At 66.5% G+C, this 17,257-nt stretch carries 15 protein-coding genes and 1 tRNA gene; 8 read left to right on the top strand and 8 right to left on the bottom strand.

The annotated features are described in order from the left end of the window. Window positions 1-7 precede the first annotated feature (7 nt). Both M2339_RS09950 and M2339_RS09945 read right to left on the bottom strand, forming a co-directional pair. On the bottom strand, window positions 8-1,456 hold the full coding sequence (locus tag M2339_RS09950) for a TolC family outer membrane protein (RefSeq protein WP_264586730.1): 1,449 nt from the start codon (window positions 1,454-1,456) through the stop codon (window positions 8-10). 20 nt (window positions 1,457-1,476) lie between these two features. After that, window positions 1,477-2,130 (bottom strand): protein-L-isoaspartate O-methyltransferase family protein, encoded by a 654-nt coding sequence (locus tag M2339_RS09945; protein WP_264586731.1) that lies wholly within the window; start codon window positions 2,128-2,130, stop codon window positions 1,477-1,479. A gap of 200 nt (window positions 2,131-2,330) precedes the next feature. On the opposite strand from M2339_RS09945, the gene M2339_RS09940 reads away from it, so the two are divergent. After that, a tRNA-Cys gene (locus M2339_RS09940) sits at window positions 2,331-2,404 on the top strand. A 31-nt stretch (window positions 2,405-2,435) separates the two neighbouring features. Here the strand turns inward: M2339_RS09940 and M2339_RS09935 are convergent. The 3 genes from M2339_RS09935 to M2339_RS09925 are packed head-to-tail and all read right to left on the bottom strand — an operon-like array spanning window position 2,436 to window position 7,901. Then, window positions 2,436-5,675 carry an error-prone DNA polymerase gene (locus tag M2339_RS09935; RefSeq protein WP_264586732.1) on the bottom strand — a complete coding sequence of 1,080 codons (3,240 nt, stop codon included), beginning with the start codon at window positions 5,673-5,675 and terminating at the stop codon, window positions 2,436-2,438. Next, window positions 5,672-7,246 (bottom strand): Y-family DNA polymerase, encoded by a 1,575-nt coding sequence (locus tag M2339_RS09930; protein ID WP_264586733.1) that lies wholly within the window; start codon window positions 7,244-7,246, stop codon window positions 5,672-5,674. The genes M2339_RS09935 and M2339_RS09930 overlap by 4 nt, the downstream gene beginning before the upstream one ends. Further along, window positions 7,128-7,901 carry an ImuA family protein gene (locus M2339_RS09925; protein WP_181558926.1) on the bottom strand — a complete coding sequence of 258 codons (774 nt, stop codon included), beginning with the start codon at window positions 7,899-7,901 and terminating at the stop codon, window positions 7,128-7,130. Before M2339_RS09925 ends, M2339_RS09930 begins: the two co-directional genes overlap by 119 nt. A 251-nt stretch (window positions 7,902-8,152) precedes the next feature. On the opposite strand from M2339_RS09925, the gene M2339_RS09920 reads away from it, so the two are divergent. From M2339_RS09920 to M2339_RS09910, 3 genes are read left to right on the top strand one after another with little or no spacing between them, the layout of a single operon-like run. Beyond that, a complete protein-coding gene (locus M2339_RS09920) occupies window positions 8,153-8,641 on the top strand; it encodes a nuclear transport factor 2 family protein (RefSeq protein ID WP_181558927.1) in 489 nt (162 codons plus the stop codon). After that, a complete protein-coding gene (locus M2339_RS09915) occupies window positions 8,638-9,621 on the top strand; it encodes a hypothetical protein (RefSeq protein WP_264586734.1) in 984 nt (327 codons plus the stop codon). Before M2339_RS09920 ends, M2339_RS09915 begins: the two co-directional genes overlap by 4 nt. A gap of 3 nt (window positions 9,622-9,624) precedes the next feature. Continuing rightward, entirely contained in the window at window positions 9,625-10,584 is a 960-nt protein-coding gene (locus M2339_RS09910; RefSeq protein WP_264586735.1) for a hypothetical protein, read from the top strand. 47 nt (window positions 10,585-10,631) lie between these two features. Here M2339_RS09910 and M2339_RS09905 read toward each other — a convergent pair whose 3' ends face one another. Then, window positions 10,632-12,092 carry a sulfatase gene (locus M2339_RS09905; RefSeq protein WP_264586736.1) on the bottom strand — a complete coding sequence of 487 codons (1,461 nt, stop codon included), beginning with the start codon at window positions 12,090-12,092 and terminating at the stop codon, window positions 10,632-10,634. Between the two features lie 103 nt (window positions 12,093-12,195). Here M2339_RS09905 and M2339_RS09900 point away from each other — a divergent pair, with 103 nt between their 5' ends. Beyond that, on the top strand, window positions 12,196-13,137 hold the full coding sequence (locus tag M2339_RS09900) for a LysR family transcriptional regulator (protein WP_264606319.1): 942 nt from the start codon (window positions 12,196-12,198) through the stop codon (window positions 13,135-13,137). Between the two features lie 66 nt (window positions 13,138-13,203). Here M2339_RS09900 and M2339_RS09895 read toward each other — a convergent pair whose 3' ends face one another. Then, window positions 13,204-13,902: a pirin family protein gene (locus M2339_RS09895; protein WP_181561336.1), complete on the bottom strand. Its 699-nt coding sequence runs from the start codon at window positions 13,900-13,902 to the stop codon at window positions 13,204-13,206. Window positions 13,903-14,027: 125 nt separating this feature from the next. On the opposite strand from M2339_RS09895, the gene M2339_RS09890 reads away from it, so the two are divergent. The 3 genes from M2339_RS09890 (at window position 14,028) to M2339_RS09880 (ending at window position 16,744) form a co-directional block, all read left to right on the top strand. Continuing rightward, window positions 14,028-14,957, top strand: coding sequence for a LysR family transcriptional regulator (locus tag M2339_RS09890; RefSeq protein ID WP_264569661.1), 930 nt, complete (start codon window positions 14,028-14,030; stop codon window positions 14,955-14,957). Between the two features lie 121 nt (window positions 14,958-15,078). After that, the gene (locus M2339_RS09885) at window positions 15,079-15,966 is read left to right on the top strand and encodes a hypothetical protein (protein WP_264574638.1); all 888 of its coding nucleotides are present in this window, start codon (window positions 15,079-15,081) and stop codon (window positions 15,964-15,966) included. 157 nt (window positions 15,967-16,123) lie between these two features. Continuing rightward, window positions 16,124-16,744, top strand: coding sequence for a nuclear transport factor 2 family protein (locus M2339_RS09880; RefSeq protein ID WP_264586738.1), 621 nt, complete (start codon window positions 16,124-16,126; stop codon window positions 16,742-16,744). 36 nt (window positions 16,745-16,780) lie between these two features. Here M2339_RS09880 and M2339_RS09875 read toward each other — a convergent pair whose 3' ends face one another. Continuing rightward, on the bottom strand, window positions 16,781-17,251 hold the full coding sequence (locus M2339_RS09875) for a nuclear transport factor 2 family protein (RefSeq protein WP_264586739.1): 471 nt from the start codon (window positions 17,249-17,251) through the stop codon (window positions 16,781-16,783). Between the last annotated feature and the right edge of the window lie 6 nt (window positions 17,252-17,257).

The following is a 17,257-nucleotide window of genomic DNA, read 5'->3' as shown; positions in this document are numbered from 1 at the left end:
CCTGCGCTCAGTTGGTGTCTGAAGCGTTTACTGTCGCGTTTTGGGCGGCAGAGTCAACCGTGCGGGACGAAATGGGCGCCGGCTTGGCGTCATCGTCCCAGTCGAACCACTTGCCCTTCACGCGCTGGAAGTTGTCGGCCGGGTTAATGACCTGCTCGGGCGCGATGCCGAAGTCCGTCGGGTTGATCCGGCCCATCGCGGCCAGCAGCGAGAAGGCCGCGACATAGGCATTGCGCTCTGCCGTCACGAGCTGGACGCTGGCGATGAAGCTCTCCTGCTCGGCGTTCAGGATATCGAGGATGGTGCGGGTGCCCACGCTGTTTTCGGCGCGCACGCCGCGCAGAGAGAGGCCGCTGGCATCCACCGCCACGCGATTGGAGGCGATCACTTCATTGCTCGCCTGCCAGCTCGAATAGAGCGAGCGGGTCTGCGCGATCACGCTGCGCTCGACGGCGGTCTCGGTTTCCATTGCCTGCTGCTGATAGGCCTGGCTTTGGCGGACCTGCGCCCCGGGCCGGCCGCCCTGATAGAGCGGCATGGAAAGGCGCGCGCCGACGATCACCTGGCCGCTGTCCTGCGCCTCGTTGGCGCCGCCGCGGGAGGCGAGATCGGTATAATGCTGGCCGCTGGCGAAGGCAGAGACCGTCGGCAGCCGCTGGCCTTTCGCAACGCGCACGTCATAGGCTGCGGCTTCGCGGATGTTGCGGGCCGCCAGCAGATCGGGATTCTGGGCCATGGCGACATCGACGGCTTCGTCGGGCGTCGCGGGCAGGCCGGGCAATTGCGGCGGGGTCTGCAGGTCGACCGGCTCGTGGCCGACCAGCTGGATATAGCGCTCGCGCGCTTCGATCAGCGAGGCTTCGGCCGTCTGCATGTCCGCGCGGGCCAGCGAAAGGCGCGACTCGGACTGGGCGACGTCCGTGCGGGTGAGATCGCCGACCTGGAAGCGATTGTTGGTCGCCCGCAGATTGACCTCGAGCACCTGCACATTGTTGCGGCTGAGGCCTACGACGGACTCCGCGCGGATCACGTCCATATAGGCCGCCACTACCTGCGAGAAGATGGAGAGCTCCGTGGCGCGCAGATCATATTGCCCGGCCTCGATCCGCTCGCGGGCGCCAGCCAGCGCATTGCGCACCCTGCCGCCGGAATAGACCGGCACGCTCACGCTCAGCAGCGTGGTGAGCGAGCGGGAGGGCGCCAGCGGATTGAGCGGCCGCTCATGGGCGAACTCGTTATAGGTGGAGGAGACGCCCACATCCGGCAGGCCATTGGCCTTCTGGATGTTGAAATTCTCGTCCGTCGCCCGCTGGCCCGCCCGCGCCGCGGTCAGCGTCGGATTGTCCCGATAGGCCGCAGCCAGCGCTTCCTGCAGCGTCTCGGCCTGGGCTGGGAGGGTGCTGGTGCTCAGCAGAGCGGCGAGCATCGCGAGGGGCTTGGTCCGGCGGATGAGCATAAGCGGTCGAGGCTTCCGGGTCAGAATGTGAAGGTCTTGGGCCGGGCGAAACCGGGCAGGGGCACGGCCTCCCAGTCCACGAAGGCGCGTGCGCCAAAGCCGCCGGTGGTACGCGTGCCGATGCACAGGCGCGTCACGCCGCGCTCCAGCCGGGCGAACACCGCGCGGCCACCGATGCGCAATTGCGCAATGAGCGCCTCGTCCAGCTCCTCGATGGCACCATCGACGAACAGCAGATCATAAGGCGCGCCTTGCGCGAAGCCGGCGGACAGCGGTCCCTGCTGCAGCGTGACGCCGGCGTGACCGGCCAGCGCAGCTTTGGCGTGGGCGAACAGCGCCTCATCGTCCTCGATCGCGACCACAGTGCAGCCAAGCCGCGCCAGCAGCGCCGCCGCATAGCCCGTCGCCGCGCCGACCAGCAGCACCTTCTCGCCCGCACGCGGGGCGGCTTCGACCAGCAGGCGCGCGGTGGCGAGCGGCGGGTTGAGCGCCCGGCCATTGGCCAGCGGCACGGCCCGATCGATATAGGCCGCGCTGCGCCGCTCCTGCGGCACATAAAGTTCGCGCGGTTCGGCGAGGATCGCTTCGAGGATCACAGGATCGTTGACGTCGCTGGTGCGCAACTGGCTTTCCACCATCGCACGGCGCATCGCCTTGAAAGTCTGCTCGGTCATAAGCTCCCTGATGACATGGCTGTATTGTATGAGCAATACAGTAATTGGCTTTGCCAGCCTCTCTAGCTTTTTTGCACCGCACAGTGAAAAGTTTTTTAATGCCCCTACGCAGTCTGCGCACCTGTCCCGTCCGTCATGGCGCAAAGCAAGTTGCGTTGCCGAATGAATTGAGCTAGCCGCGCTCCCTCGACCACCCCCGAGGCCCGATGGCGGAGTGGTGACGCAGCGGACTGCAAATCCGTATACGCCGGTTCGATTCCGGCTCGGGCCTCCAGGACTTCACACACACATGCCCCAAACGGGCCTCAGTGGAAGTCGCGCGATTTTGGCAGAATCCTGACATTGCGGGGATGGCCATTGAGGCGGGGACGCTGTGGGTTGCGGACTTCGTCGCCGCGCGCGGTTTGCGGAGCCATGGGGGGATGATCGGCGAGGTCATCGAGCATTGCCGTGCGATCGATCACCCGCCTTGCCATCAGGTGGACCACGCCTTCCTTGCTCTTCTGGATTTCACCCTCGATCAGCATCAGGCGCGCGGCCATCACGGCGCGGCGCTGCTTGTCGAGATCGCGTGCCCACAGCAGCGCGTTGACGATCCCCGTTTCATCCTCGATCGTGATGAACACGGCATTGCCCTTGCCGGGCCGCTGCCGGGTGAGGACCACGCCGGCGACGCGTGTCCTGCGGCCATCGGGCAGCGCATTGGCGGCCGCGCAGGATCGCACGCCTTCGCGGGTCAGCGCAGCGCGCAGAAACTGCATCGGATGCCCCTTCAATGACAGGCGCGCGGTCTGGTAATCGGCCACCACTTCCTCGGAGAGCGGCATGGCGGGCAGGCGCGGATCGGCTTCGCGGCCGAGTTCCGGCGCATCGGCAAAGGCGAACAGGGGGAGCTGGGTGGGCGGCGTGCGGCGCACCTCCCACAGGGCATCGCGGCGCGACTCCGCCAGCGCGCCAAAAGCATCGGCATCGGCCAGCTTGCGCAAGGCCGGGGGAGGCAGGCTGGCCCGCCGGGCGAGATCTTCGATAGAGACAAACGCGCCCTCCTGCCGGGCCTGTGCGATCGTGTCGGCCCATCCCTGCCGGAAGCCGTCGATGCGTGAAAATCCCAGTCGCAACGCCAGCGCAGCGCCGGCCGGTCCTTCCAGCGTGCTATCCCATTCGCTGGCATTCACGTCGACCGCACGGATCTCCACGCCATGCTCCTGCGCATCGCGCACCAGTTGCGCAGGCGCGTAGAAGCCCATTGGCTGGCTGTTGAGCAGGGCGCAGGTGAACGCGGCCGGATGGCGGCATTTCAGCCATGATGAGACATAGGCCAGCCATCCAAAGGCCTGGGCATGGCTTTCGGGAAAGCCATATTCGCCAAAGCCCTCGATCTGCTGATAGCAGCGTTCGGCAAAGTCCCGCTCATAGCCCCGCGCCACCATGCCTTCGACCAGCAGGCTCTGGTAATTATGCACCGTCCCGTGATGGCGGAACGTCGCCATGGCCCGCCGCAACCCATCGGCCTGGGGCGGCGTGAACTTGGCGGCGACGATGGCCAGCTTCATCGCCTGTTCCTGGAACAGCGGCACGCCCAATGTCTTGCCCAATACCTCGCGCAGCTCGTTGGGATCGTTCGGCGGGGCAGGGCTGGGGAAGACCACGGCCTCCTCCTTGTTGCGACGACGCAAATAGGGATGGACCATGCCGCCCTGGATCGGCCCGGGACGGACGATCGCCACCTGAATGACCAGATCATACAGCTCCTTCGGCCTCATCCTTGGCAGCATGGCGATCTGCGCGCGACTTTCGACCTGAAAGGTGCCGATGCTGTCACCGCGCTGAAGCATCGCGTAGGTCGCCTTGTCCTCGCGCGGCACCGTGGCCAGCGTCAGGTCCGCCAGGCCGTGCGTGCGCAGCAGGTCGAAGCTCTTGCGGATGCAGGTCAGCATCCCGAGCGCCAGCACATCCACCTTCATCAGGCCCAGCGCGTCGATATCGTCCTTGTCCCATTCGATGAAGGTGCGATCGGGCATGGCGCCATTGTGAATGGGCACCAGTTCGTCGAGCCGGCTCTCGGTCAGCACGAATCCGCCGACATGCTGAGAGAGATGGCGGGGATATTCGAGCAGGCGCTCAACCAGCATGCGCAGCCGGCCGACTTCGGGATTGTCAGGATCAAATCCTGCCTCCTCGATCCGCGGGGAGGGCACCCGACTACCGCCGGGCGAGCCCCAGATGGTCGAGGCGATCCGCGCGGTCACGTCCTCGGTCAGGCCCAGCGCCTTGCCCACTTCGCGGATCGCGCTGCGTGGACGGTAATGGATCACCGTGGCGGCAATGCCGGCCCGCTCGCGGCCATAGCGAGCATAGATATACTGCATGATTTCCTCGCGGCGCTCATGCTCGAAATCCACGTCGATATCGGGCGGTTCATGGCGCTCTTCCGAGAGGAAGCGCGAGAACAGCAGCTTCTCCCGCACCGGATCAATCGGGGTGATGCCGAGGAAATAGCAGACCAGAGAATTGGCCGCGCTGCCCCGGCCCTGGCACAGGATCGGCTGCTCGAGGCTGCGGGCGTGGCGCACGATATCGTGCACGGTGAGGAAGTAATAAGCGTAGTTCCGCTTGCGGATCAGCGCATATTCCTCATCCAGCACCTTTTGGTATTTTTCGGGCAGGCCATCGGGGAAATATTCGCGGCCACCCTCCTGCACCAGATGTTCCAGCCAGGCCTGCGGTTGCCAGCCTTCGGGCACCGGTTCGTGCGGATATTCATAGCGCAGGTCATCGAGCGTGAAGGCGATGCGCGAGAGAATGTCGGTGCTGGCCGTCACGGCTTGCGGGCACGTGCGGAACAGGCGGGCCATTTCGGCAGGCGGCTTGAGATGCCGTTCGGCATTGGCGAGCAGGCGTCGACCCGCCGCAGCGATGGTCGTGCCTTCGCGAATGCAGGTCAGGATATCGTGCAGCGGTCGCGCGTCGGGATGATCGTAGAGCGCGTCGCACGTGGCAAGCAGAGGCACGCCGCAAGCCGCGCCGAGAGCCTGGGCTTGCGCCAGTCGTCGCGCATCCGCGCCGCTGCGCTGCATGGTCGCCGCCAGCCACACCGCGCCGGGACGCGCCTCCGTCAGCCGCTCCAACAGGCTCCGGTCACGCCCGGTGGCGATCAGCAACAGGTCGTCGGCATGATCGAGCAGATCCGGCAGATTGAGCGTGCAATCACCTTTTTCCGCGCGGCGGTTACCCAGCGTCAGCAGTCGTGTCAGTCGTCCCCAGCCATGGCGGGTGGCAGGATAGGCGACGATATCCGGCGTCCCATCCGCAAAGACCAGCCGCGCGCCGACGACAAGGCGGAAACCGGTGGCAGGCCCGCCGATCTCCCGCCAGGCCACATGCGCGCGCACGACGCCTGCCACCGTGTTGCGATCCGCAATGCCCAACCCGGCCATGCCCAGATGATGGGCCTGCGCCACCATATGCGCGGGATGCGAAGCGCCGCGCAGGAAGCTGTAATTGGTGGCCGCGACCAGCTCTGCGAAAGGGGGCGGGTCGTTCATGCGAACAGCCCGTGGAGATACCAGTTCGGATCGGGCTTTTCATCATAAAGCCCGTGGCGGAAGATCCAGTAGCGTCGCCCGCGCACGTCCTCGATCCGGTAATAGTCCCGCGTCAGCCCTGCCTTGCCGGGGGCTTCGCCGCCCTTGCGCCGCCACCATTCGGAGGCGATCCGCTCGGGGCCTTCGTAGAGCCGCACCTCGTGCAGCCTGCGTTTCCAGCGGAAGCGATGCGGCGGGCCGTCCGGCACTTGCGCGATCACCTCCACCGGCTGCGGCGGATCGAACAGGAACAGCGGCCGCAAGGGCGGCTCGCCCACCGGCGGCGTGGGCCATGGAAGGGGGGCGCGGGCATGGATCGCCGGCAAGGCCAGCTGCGCCTGTTCGGGAATATGGCTGTCCTGCGGCTCAAGGCGACACAGGCTGGCCGGCCCCAGGCGGGTGCTCAACCGGTCGATCAGATCGGCCAGCGCGCCGGCATCCTGCTCGCTGCCATCCAGAGCCGGCTGGCTGGTGCCGAGCGGCTCGGTGACGGGCAGGAACAAGGTGATGCGGTCATAGCCGAAACCGGGGTCGAGCGGGTCGGCCAGCGTCCCGATGCGTTCGTCGAACAGGCGCAGCACCGGCGCCGGATCGCGCGTGGGCAGACCGGTCTCGATCGCCAGCCGATGGCGCGCGCCATCGCTGCGGAACAATGTCAGGACAAAGCGCCGGCCACCCAGTCCGCGCTCATCGAGTGTCCGGGCCGCCTCGCGCAGCAGGTCGAGAAAACAGGCGGCGATGCTGGCCTGCAAGGCAACCGGCTCGGCAAAACGGCGCTCGAAATGGAGCGGCTGGGGCTGTGCGAGCGGATCGATCGGCGCCTGCTCCTCGCCCAGCAGGCGGCGCAAGGCAGTCACCGCGTCCGCCCCGAATCGCGCGGCGATGCTGGCGGCGGCCCGCGACGCCAGATCGCCGATGGTCTTTAGCCCGGCGCGGCGCAAGGCGAGCGTCGCCTCTTCGTCCAGCCCCAGCGCCAGCACGGGCAGCGCCCGCAGCGCCTCCCGCTCGCTGGTGACGGGCAGGCGGGCATGACGGGCCAGCGCCTGCGCGCCCTGCGCGGTGGAGGCTGTGGCCATGCGCACGCTCATGCCAATCGCGGCGAAGGCATCCTCGGCCTGCGCGGCCAGGCCTGCCTCGCCGCCGAACAGATGGTCGCTTCCCGCAATATCCAGCGTTATCCCATCGGGCGGGGCGAGGGTGACATGCGGCGACCAGGCGATGCAATGCCGGGCCAGCCGCTGCAGCCAGTGACGGTCGGCCTCTTCGTCCATGTCGGCCACGATGAGGTCGGGCTGCAGCGCGCGGGCATCGGCCAGCGTCTGGCCCGGCAAGATGCCGAGCGCGTGGGCCTGCGCATCGACGGCGCACAGCCGCAATGCGCCCTTGATCTTGGCGACGAGAACCAGCGGCCCGTTAGGCTGCCCGCCGGTCCCCGCGCTGTCGATCCCCTGCTGAATCCGCAGCCTTTCTGTGGGCAGGAGCGGAAACCACAGCGCCAGATAGCGCCGCTTCACGGAACAAGCGTCGGTCACGGTCCCACTCCAGCCGCCAGGAAAGGCCGCAAGGGCCGGAACGTTGGCGCAGCAAGGTCACATCGAAGGTCGGCAGTCCGGGCGCATTGCCCGGCAGCGCGAGCGAAGGTGCGGCGGCCACCTGCCAGCGGGTCTGACCCGCGCTGGGCACGGGCGGCGCGTCAGGGCGCAGCAGCAGCAGCGTCACGCCGGATTTCTCTGCCGCCAGAGTCAGGCGGCGGCTGGCGGTCAGGTCCAGTGCGGGCATCGGCCCCCAGCCTTCCACCACGACCGCGCTCAGGCCAGAGCAGCGCAAGGCATCCACGGCGGCACGCAGCAGGTCCATGCCGTCCCTGACGGTGCCGATCAGCCCCAGGCCGGGGGCGCCGCCCAGTTCGGCCCAGCCATGGCCCTGCGCTACGCCGCCTTTTCGGCTCGCCTGTCGCTCGCGGAGCCACAGCACCTTGCCGTCGGCCTCGCTCAGACCTGTCGCCAGCGAGACGACGAAACCCGCCGCTGCCGCGACATCGTCCACCTCTGCCGCATAGACTTCATGTACTCGCCCGCGCGCCAGCCCGCCGCCCAGCAGCGTATCGATCGCGGCGATGCCGAACGCCTTTCGGGAGGGGGCATCCGGCATCGCGTGATCGCACAAAAGGGCAGGGGCGAGTCTCATATGTTCCTATTATGTTCCTATTCTGAGCAGGGTCAAGGGATCGTTCCGGCAGCTTGTCCCATCGCGACCCAAGCCATTGGAGTGGAACGATCATTGGCCCGCCAGCCTCCGTCAGAAGGTCACAAGGGCGGTTTCGCTCACCGGGCATTTCGCTTGACAAGGCGGCCCTGCAGGACGGAATAAACTACAACGACGTATCACGATTTATCCGCTGCATGCGGATGTGCGTCATGAGGGGGAGGTCACAGGGGATGCGGTTCAGCTCAGCCGTCGGCAAAGCGCTCATGCTTGCTCTGCTCGGATCGCTCGCCCAAACGGCTGTGGCGGCCGAGAATTGCCCGTCGCCGGGCATGACCAAGGCCGATTTCGAGCGCTATTTCCTCTGTTTCAATGCGCGCGATTATGCCTGCTTCACCAGCTATTACGACGCCGATGTCGTCCTGGTGAAAGGCGGGAAGTGGCCCGATCTCAAGGGGCGCGATGCCATCATCGCCTTTTATCGCGACGTCGATGCCCGTGGGCTGAAGGAGCATGTCACCCCGCACGCCATCGAGGTGCAGCCACAGGGCGCGACGGTCGATCTGGAAGCGCATTTTCAGGCCACCAGCGACTGGCCCGACTTTGGCTCACGGCCCTTGAAGGCGGGCGATGACTGGCGGTTGCGCGGCGTGCTGCTCTACGAGATTCCATGCGGCAAGATCACCCGCATCCGGCCCCGCCCGCGTCCCGTGCAGCCATGATCGCGCGTCCCATCCGGGGGCTGGCCGCGATGGCCGCGCTCCTGCTCGCCGCCCCGGCGATGGCTGCCGGACCTGCCGCACCGGCGGCCTGTGACCGCACCTGCCTCACCGAGATCATGGACCAGTATCTGGCCGCCATGATCGCGCGCGCGCCCGCTAGGGCGCCGATGGCGACGCGCTATCGCGCGACCGAAGATGCGCAGGAGGTCCGTCTCGGCGCGGGCCTGTGGCAGACGGCGACCGGCCTTGGCACCTATCGCATCGACCTCGCCGATCCGGTGAGCGGCACCGTCGGCTATATCGGCGAGGTGCTGGAAGGGGAGGGCAAGGTCACCATCGCGCTGCGCCTCAAGGTGGCGGATCGCAAGATCACCGAGGTGGAGACGATTCTCGGGCGCGGGCGGGTGCCCGGCACATCCATCGTGCCGGCGCCGCGCGCGTCGTTCGGCAATATCGTTCCGCCCGCCGAGCGGCTGACCCGCCAGCAGATGATCGAGACGGCCAATGCCAATTTCGACGCGCTGCTCGCGGCCGACGGCTCCCTCTATGCGGAGGATTGCCAGCGGATCGAGAACCGCATGGCGATGAGCGGCAATGCGGAACTCAACTATCCCATCGGCACGATCCCCGGCGTGCCCAAGCCGCATTTCGGCAGCATGGGCTGCGGCCAGCAGATCAGCTTGCACCTGTTCGACCAGCTCGACGCGGTCGAGCCGCGCCGCTTCCTCCTGCTCGATGAGGAGAAGCAGCTCGTCTTCGGCGTCTATGTCATGCGCTGGTACAAGAACGGCCGGTGCAACGAGGTCCCCGGCTATGGCACGATCTGCCATGACAAGCCGCGCCAGCCGGTCTCATTGCTCAATGCGGAGATCCTCGGCGTGCGCGGCGGCAAGATTCACGAGGTCGAGGCGATCTTCAAATTCGCGCCTTATGAGGCCGACAGCGGCTGGCTGGGCGATCTGCGCGACGGAAAGGACTGACGGATGATCCGCTTTGCATGGCGTGCCACCGCCCTCGCGCTGCTGCTCTCCACTGGCTTGCCGACCCTGGCACGGGAGGCCGCGCCTGCGTGCGACCGCGCCTGCCTCTATGCGCATGTGGACCGCTATCTTGCCGCCGTCGAGCAGGGGACCCCCGCCGGTCTCGATCTCGCACCGGACTTTCGCGCCACTGAGAATGGCGTGCCGGTGGCGCCGGGCGAGGGGCTCTGGCAGACGACGGATGGCTATAGCAGCTACCAGGCGCGCGCCGCCGATGTGGCCGCCGGGCAAGTCGCGGTGCTGGGAGAAGTGAAGGAGGGCGGCAAGACTGTCGGTTATGCCACCCGCCTCAAGATCGTCGCCGGGCGGATCGCGGAAGCCGAGACGGTGATCGGCCGGTCGTTCGCGCCACAGCATCCCTCCATGCCGACCGAGGTCAGAGCGGGTCTGCGCACCATCGTGCCCAAGGGCGAGCGCCTCACCCGCGCCGAGATGATCGCACTGGCCGACCGGAACTTCGACAATATGCTGCGCAACAAAGGCGATCATTTCGCGCCGGATTGCCAGCGGATCGAAAACCGGATGCCGATGAGCGGCAACCCGCAACTGGCCTATCCCATCACGCCCATCCCCGGCAAACCGCTGCCGCATTTCGGCAGCATGAGCTGTCAGGCGCAGGTGGAGGCGCATCTGTTCGACACGCTTGATAAGGTCGATCCGCGTCGCACTCTGGTGGTGGATGAGGAACAGCAGGTGCTGTTCGGCGTGTTTTCCCTGCGCTTCTATGGCCGGACCGAATGCAACGACATTCCGGGCTATGGTCGCACCTGCCCCGCCAAGCTGAGGGGGCCGATGTCGCTGCTCAGCGGCGAGATGCTGGGCATGCGGGGCGGCAAGGTGCGCGAGGTCGAGCTGATCTTCACGCGCCTGCCTTATGAGGCCGGACAGGGCTGGGCACCCTGAGCGGACAGGGCGGCGGGACACATCGTCCCGCCACTCAGCAGCCTCTGTCAGCGCGGCTTGACGCTGTTCTCCATCTTGGCGCCGAAGTGATCGGCCAGGTCCTTGCCGGTGAAGCCATGGGTCGATGAATCCGGGTCGAGCGGCAGCATCTGGCTGTCCCATGCGTCATAGGCCGCCTTCACCTGCGCCATTTTCTCCGGCATCCGGTCCTTCAGGTTGGCCCGCTCCATCGGATCGTCGACCACGTTGAAGAGGAAGCTGTTCTGGAGGATTTTCAGATACTTCCAGTCGCCCATGCGGCAGGCCTGCTGGTCCAGATTCTTGTAGCGCCAGCACAAGGTCCGCTCGCTCTTGCTGGAGGGGTCGGCGAGATAAGGCAGCAGATTGATGCCGTCGCTGGGATAGGCCGGGTCCGGCGCGCCGCCGGCGGCGGCGAGCAGGGTCGGCAGCCAGTCCATGGACATCATCACCTGATCGCTGGTCACCCCGGCGGGCACATAGGCCGGCCAGCGTACGATCGCGGGGATGCGAAGGCCACCTTCCAGCAACTCGGTCTTGCGCCCCGTGAACGGCCAGGTGTCGGCGAAGCGCTCGCCGCCATTATCGCTGGTGAAGATGACGATGGTATCGTCCGCGATGCCAAGGTCGTCCAGCCGCTGCAGAATGCGCCCGACCTGCATATCCAGCCGCGTCACCATCTGCGCATAAATGCGCTGCGAGCCGCCGTCATAATGCATCAGCGCCGTCGGCTTGCCATCGGCATCCAGCCTGATGGCCTCGGCCTCGTCGCCCGGCCCCTCCCAGGGCCAGTGCGGCGCGTTGACGTGCAGGGAGATGAAAAAGGGCTTGTCACCCTGGGCTGCGGTGCTGATCGTCTCCAGCGCACGCTCGGCCAGAAGATCGGTGAGATAGCCTTTCTCGAACACCTCGCGGTCATCGTCCCACAGGTCGTGGCGCCCGGCATATTTATGCGTGAAATAGTCCACGCCGCCACCCCGGAAGCCCCAGAAATGGTCATAGCCGCTCTTGAGCGGGCCATATTTGGGCAGGGCGCCCAGATGCCATTTGCCGATCAGCGTCGTCCCATAACCCACCGCCCGCAGCAGCGACGGGAGAGTGGGATGCTCGGGCGGCAGGCCGACAGGGCGCTGAGCGAGCGGCTCCTCAAGGCCGATGGGCAGGCGGTTCTGATAACGCCCGGTGATAAGGCCCGTGCGCGTCGCCGAGCAGACGGCGGAATTGGCATAGCCTTGCAGGAAGCGCATCCCGTCGACCGCGAGGCTGTCGATCGCCGGGGTTTCATAGTCCCGCCGGCCGTAGCAGGAGAGGTCGGCATAGCCCATGTCGTCGGCCATGATGAACAGGATGTTCGGCTGCTTGCGCCGATTGCCCGATGCCTGTTTGGGCCGCGCGGCCCGCGCCGTCGAACCGGCGCCCACCATGCCGGCGCCGATCACGCCCAAAGATTGGCCGAGCACGCTGCGGCGAGTCACATCAAGGTCGGTCAACTTGGGTCTCCGTCTGACTTTCGCTCATGTGGCAGCGATTGAACGGGCGAGGCAACAGATGTACGGGCAATGGCATTTATAACGCACAGGTTATGGCTGAATGATGAGTGCCCTGCAAAGCCTGCCATTTACCCTGCGCCAGCTGGTGATCTTCGAGACGCTTGCCGAGACACGCAGTTTTGCCGGCAGCGCCGAATTGCTGGGCATTTCCCAAGCGTCGGTCAGCAGCCAGTTCAAGGCGCTGGAAGCGCAGCTCGGGGTCGCGCTGATGGCCCGCAGCGCGGGGCGGCGGCCAGAACTCACGCCCGAGGGCGAGCGGTTTCTCGCCGACTTGAGGATCTTTTCCAGCGCGGCCGATCAACTGGCGGCACACCGCCTGCGCAGGCCCGGCCCGCGCGAGATCGTGCGCTTTCGCATCCTGCTGGGGCAAGGCCTCGCCGATCATTATGTGCGGCCAAGGCTGGACAGGTTTCTGGCGGCCCATCCTCACATCGTTCTGGAGTTCGACACCCGCATTCCGAGCCACGAATCGACACTCGCGGCCAGCAGTGGAACTTATGACTTCGTGCTGATCCACCAGCCTGCCGATGAGCCCGTGGCGGACGCGATGCGGTCGCTGGGGCGGGTGTCGGGCGGCATCTTCGGCAACCGCAAACTGGCCGCAGGCCGCGAAGTGCCGCTTTCACCGGAAGAGGTGGCGCGCTTGCCCTTCGCCTTGCCGTCCGGGCGGGATGACGGGGCGGAGCAGCGCTTGCGCCGCAAGCTGGCATCCTTTGGCGTGCAGCCCACCAACATCGTGGCGCGGGTGCAATTTTTCGATGTGATCATCGCCATGGTGGCGCGCGGTCAGGCGGTCGCCAACCTCCCTGCCGCGATGATCCCGCCGGATATGCGGGGCAGGATCGTGCGGCTCTTTCCCCTGCATGACTGGCGCCTCGTCTTCCATCGGCGGGATGCCGAGGCGCAGGCGGACCGGGATGCGGTCGAGCGGCTGTTGCTGGAGAGCGTCGTCAAGAACCGCGCCTATGGCCTGATGCCGGATTGAGGCGCGGCGTCGCGGACAAGCGAACGGCGCGCTGCCGGTGGGTTCGGCAGCGCGGCGTTCCTGCAGTCAGATCACGTCGACGAGGACGATTTCGCTGTCCTCGATGGCCGTGATGCGCAGCACCTCCACATCGCTGATCGCGGCGCCGTCACGGGCATTCACCCGCACGTCCTCGATCTGCACGGCGCCGGTGGCGGGGACCAGATAGGCCTTGCGGTCCTTGCCGAGCGGATAGTCCGCCGTCTCGCCGGCACGCAGGGTCGCGCCCAGCACCCGGCCATCGGTGCGGATCGGCAGGGCGTCCTCATCCTCGGCATGGCCGGAGGCCAGGGTGACGAACTTGCCCGAGCGCTCGCCCTTGGGGAAAGGCTTGGCGCCCCATTGCGGCGGCTCGCCCTCGCGGGTGGGGATGATCCAGATCTGGAAGATCCGTGTGGTTACATCCTCGAGATTATATTCCGAGTGGCGGATGCCAGTGCCGGCGCTCATCACCTGCACGTCGCCCGCTTCCGTGCGGCCGACATTGCCGAGGCTGTCCTGATGGGTGATCGCGCCCTCGCGGACATAGGTAATGATCTCCATGTCGCGGTGCGGATGGGGCGGGAAACCCGTCTGCGGCGCGATGGCATCGTCGTTCCACACCCGCAGGCTGCCGAAGTGGACCCGCGCAGGATCATGATAGCCCGCAAAGGAGAAGTGGTGATGGGCATCCAGCCAGCCGTGGTTGGCGGCGCCGAGGCTGTCGAAGGGGCGAAGGTCGATCATCGTGTGTCTCCTTGTCAGAGGGAAGGTCGCGGACGTTCTGTCCGGCGTTGGAGACCGATTTAGGGCTTGTGAGCTTTGCTGTTCAGTGGGATAAAATAGGCCATTATGTTCGAGAAAGTTGAATAGTGAGCGCGCCCGGCACGCCAACGCTCGATCAGTTGCGCATCTTCCTCGCGGTGGTGGACAGCGGCAGTTTTGCGGCGGCAGGGCGGCGGCTCAACCGCGCCGTGTCCGTCATCAGCTATGGCATCGCCAATCTGGAGGCGCAGCTCGGCCTGACGCTGTTCGAGCGGGAAGGGACGCGCAAGCCGGAGCTGACCGTTGCCGGCCGGGCGCTGCTCGCCGATGCCCGTGCCGTCGCCCATGGCGTGGACGGGCTGCGCGCCCGCGTCAAAGGCCTGCTCGATGGGCTGGAGGCGGAAGTGGATCTGGCCGTCGACGTCATGCTGCCGGCCGAGCGGCTGGGCGCGGTGCTGCGGGCCTTCGCGCGCGAATATCCCACCGTCCAGCTCCGCCTGCATGTCGAGGCGCTTGGTGCTGTCCTCGCGATGGTGCGGGAGGGGCGGGCGATGATCGGCATTTCCGGCCCGCTCGCCATTGGCGCCGATGGGGTGGAATGTGTCGCGGCCGGCTCGGTGCCGCTGGTGCCGGTCGCCGCGCCCGATCATCCGCTGGGGCAAATGGCGCAGATCCCGCCGGGCGCCGGGCGCGATTATACCCAGCTCGTGCTCACCGACCGCTCCCGCGCCACCGACGGGCAGGATTATTCGGTGCTGAGCCCCAAGACCTGGCGGCTGGCCGATCTCGGCGCCAAGCACGCCCTGCTGTGCGAGGGTGTCGGCTGGGGCAATATGCCGCTGCCGATGGTGGAGAGCGATCTCGTCGCCGGCACGCTGGTGCGCCTCGCCATGCCCGATCATCCGGGCGGAACCTACCGCTTCGCCGGCATCTGGCGCCGGGATACGCCGCCCGGCCCGGCGGCTGAATGGCTGATCGCGCAGTTTGTCGAACAGGGCCGGGCCGATGCGGCACTCGCCGGGATGATCGATCTCTGAACCCGGCCGGATCGGGATGCGCGCACCGGCAAGTTCCTGCGCAAACAATCGGCTAGGGGCTGCGAGCGTCACCGGACGAGCGGGATAAACCCGGCGGCGTTACAGGAGAGGATGTCTGCGTATGGACAGAGCCGCTTTGCTGGCATTGCTGGATGAGACCGTCGCGTCCCTGGGCGCCAATGATCCCCAGCGCTTGGCCCTCGCGCCCCGTTTGCGCTATACCGAGAACAGCGTCGAATTCCCCTTTGGCGACGGCGCCTGGAAGACCGTGACCGGCATCGGCGAGTATCGCTGGGATGTGGTGGACGTGCGCACCAGTAATGCCGCGCGCTTCGGCGTGCTGGAGGAAAGCGGCGACAAGGCGCTGTTCGTGCTGCGGATCGCGGCGCTGGAAACCGGCGCGCTCGCCGAGATCGAGCTGCTGGTGGCGCGCGCGACGGACAGCGGCGTCCCCTTCCTCAACACCGATCCCGCGCCGCGTCCGGAACTGACCGAGCCGGTCCCGCCCGCCTCCCGCACCGAACGGGCACGGATGCTCTCGCTGGCCGATGGCTATTTCTCCACGCTCGAGCAGAATGACGGCACGCTGCACACCCGCTTCACCGCGGATTGCGAGCGGCGCGAAAATGGCGTGCAGACCACGCACAATCCCCAGCCCGATCTGGCGCCGGTCGCCAAGATGGGCTGCGAGGAGCAGTTCCTGCTCGGCTATTACCGGTTCGACAACTGGATACGCGCGCGGCGCTATCCGCTGGTGGACGAGGAGCAGGGCGTGGTCCTCTGCGGCGGCTTCATCGATCATGACGGGCAGACGCGCGACTATCAGCTCACCAATGGCGAGACGCGCACCGGCTTTTTCCTGCGGCCCCACAGCTTCGCCTATCTGGAAGCCTTCAAGATCCGCGACGATGCCATTTCCGCCGTCGAAGCGGTGTTCCACTTCGTGCCCTACCGGATGCGCTCGCCCTGGGCCCAGGACGAGCGCGATCCGCGGCTGGCGAAGGCCTAAGCGGATGCCACCCCATCACACCCACCGTTGTCACCCCGGACTTGATCCGGGGTCCCGCTGCTTTCGGGCTTCGGCCAGCAGTAAAGCGGGACCCCGGGTCAAGCCCGGGGTGACGACGTGGAACCCATAATATCCCCCGACCCCAAGGAGCACCCCCATGTCCGATGATGTCTCAGCCCTGCGCGAGGAACTGGCGCGTTTGCGGTCCGATCTGACGGCGCTCGCCGCCCGTGCCGACAAGGCGGATCATTATGTCGAAATCTGCAATCTCCAGTGCGCTTATGGCTATTATGTCGACAAGGGCCGCTGGGACGATGCGGCCAGGCTGTTTGCCGAGGATGGCACGCTCGAGCTGGCCGGGCGCGGCGTCTATGTCGGGCGGGAGCGGGTGCGGGAATATCTCCACCACCTGCCGCCTTATGGTCCTGGCGTGCTGTACAATCACATGCAGCTCCAGCCGGTCGTCCACATCGATTGTGCCGCCGGCACTGCGAAGGCGCGCTGGCGCACGTTCATGATGGTCGGCGGCGTCGGGCGCGAGGCGCGCTGGGGCGAGGCGACCTATGAGAACAGCTACAAGATTGAGAACGGCACGTGGCGGATCGCGCAGCTGCATGGCTATATGAACATCTACACCGAATATGACGAGGGCTGGCATCGCGGCGGCGTCCAGCTGCTGCGCTCGATCGACGGGCTGCAGCCCGATCTGCCGCCGACGATGGAGTATGAATCCTACCCTGAGCCGGTGATCGCGCCTTACCACTATAAGGAGGTGTAGGGCGGCCCAGGCCACCCGCGCGCTGCCGCTCGCCGCTCAGTCGGTGGGCGGCGTGCGCTTGCTATTGGGATCGAATTTGAGCATCTCCACGCTCTTGAGCGCCGGATCCCAATGCTCGGCAATCATGCCATTCTCGATGCGGAACAGGTCGAACCAGCTCGTCACATAAGGCTGCCCCTCGGCATCCTTCTCGGGCCGCTCGAACACGCACATCACCATGTCCCGCTCGGCGATTATGTTGACCAGCGGCAGCATGATCCGCTCCTCGATCTCGCGGACCGGGCGCGAGCCCTTGATGAAGTCGACCAGCGGTTGCCGGCCGGAAGCGACATTGGGGTTATGCTGGATATAGCCCTCGGCAATGAAATCGGCGGCCCGGTCGGCATGGCCCGCCTGCAGCACGGTGCGATACATGTCCCAGACGAGGCGCTTGTTGGCCGCGAGCTGCGGATCGGCGCTCTCCAGCAAGGCAAGCTGGGCGTCGCGATCGGTAATGGCCTGACTCATGCGGGT

This window comes from Sphingobium sp. B2D3C (assembly GCF_025961835.1).
Lineage (GTDB): Bacteria > Pseudomonadota > Alphaproteobacteria > Sphingomonadales > Sphingomonadaceae > Sphingobium.
Note: the sequence above shows the minus strand (reverse complement) of the source record. Positions and strands in the feature narration are given on the sequence as shown.

Excerpts from the sequence above, each read along its gene's own strand:
- M2339_RS09895 (WP_181561336.1), bottom strand. The coding sequence starts at position 13,902 with ATGATCGACCTTCGCCCCTTCGACAGCCTCGGCGCCGCCAACCACGGC.
- M2339_RS09945 (WP_264586731.1), bottom strand. The coding sequence starts at position 2,130 with ATGACCGAGCAGACTTTCAAGGCGATGCGCCGTGCGATGGTGGAAAGC.
- M2339_RS09920 (WP_181558927.1), top strand. The coding sequence starts at position 8,153 with ATGCGGTTCAGCTCAGCCGTCGGCAAAGCGCTCATGCTTGCTCTGCTC.
- M2339_RS09915 (WP_264586734.1), top strand. The coding sequence starts at position 8,638 with ATGATCGCGCGTCCCATCCGGGGGCTGGCCGCGATGGCCGCGCTCCTG.
- M2339_RS09925 (WP_181558926.1), bottom strand. The coding sequence starts at position 7,901 with ATGAGACTCGCCCCTGCCCTTTTGTGCGATCACGCGATGCCGGATGCC.
- M2339_RS09910 (WP_264586735.1), top strand. The coding sequence starts at position 9,625 with ATGATCCGCTTTGCATGGCGTGCCACCGCCCTCGCGCTGCTGCTCTCC.
- M2339_RS09880 (WP_264586738.1), top strand. The coding sequence starts at position 16,124 with ATGTCCGATGATGTCTCAGCCCTGCGCGAGGAACTGGCGCGTTTGCGG.
- M2339_RS09935 (WP_264586732.1), bottom strand. The coding sequence starts at position 5,675 with ATGAACGACCCGCCCCCTTTCGCAGAGCTGGTCGCGGCCACCAATTAC.
- M2339_RS09950 (WP_264586730.1), bottom strand. The coding sequence starts at position 1,456 with ATGCTCATCCGCCGGACCAAGCCCCTCGCGATGCTCGCCGCTCTGCTG.
- M2339_RS09875 (WP_264586739.1), bottom strand. The coding sequence starts at position 17,251 with ATGAGTCAGGCCATTACCGATCGCGACGCCCAGCTTGCCTTGCTGGAG.
- M2339_RS09900 (WP_264606319.1), top strand. The coding sequence starts at position 12,196 with ATGAGTGCCCTGCAAAGCCTGCCATTTACCCTGCGCCAGCTGGTGATC.
- M2339_RS09885 (WP_264574638.1), top strand. The coding sequence starts at position 15,079 with ATGGACAGAGCCGCTTTGCTGGCATTGCTGGATGAGACCGTCGCGTCC.